The organism is Phaeovulum veldkampii DSM 11550, assembly GCF_003034995.1.
Taxonomy (GTDB): Bacteria; Pseudomonadota; Alphaproteobacteria; order Rhodobacterales; family Rhodobacteraceae; genus Phaeovulum; species Phaeovulum veldkampii.
Genome location: NZ_PZKF01000152.1, coordinates 1 through 338, shown reverse-complemented (window position 1 = coordinate 338; position 338 = coordinate 1). Strand labels below are relative to the sequence as shown.

The following is a 338-nucleotide window of genomic DNA, read 5'->3' as shown; positions in this document are numbered from 1 at the left end:
CTTTGGAGTTGATAAGCCGAAACATCTCTGTGGTCCGCCTGACATCAGACCCAAGTTCCCCACAGGTTGTTTTCGCTCATAGCCTGTCAGAGTTCGCAAAGTTTATCAGTACCCGGATAATTTTGTCTTTTCCACGATGGATTTGGTTCACCTCTGGAGTACCCAAGATGTGTTTGGATGGCGAAACATCAAATAGACCGGGCTGATACGCAGATTGCCAGAATGGGCATGTGTTTAGGTAATCCCCCCCGAATTTAAGGGGCTGCAAAAGTAGAATTTTCTCGGCAAGATGAACGAGGAGATTTCGAATGAAGACAAGCAGATACACTGAACCCGGC

Annotated in this window: 1 protein-coding gene; it reads right to left on the bottom strand. The window is 47.0% G+C overall.

All coding sequences use genetic code 11. The features are described 5' to 3' along the window. Positions 1 to 76: 76 nt before the first annotated feature. The coding region (locus tag C5F46_RS16965; protein WP_210203011.1) for a hypothetical protein at positions 77 to 338 on the bottom strand (262 nt) is incomplete at its 5' end.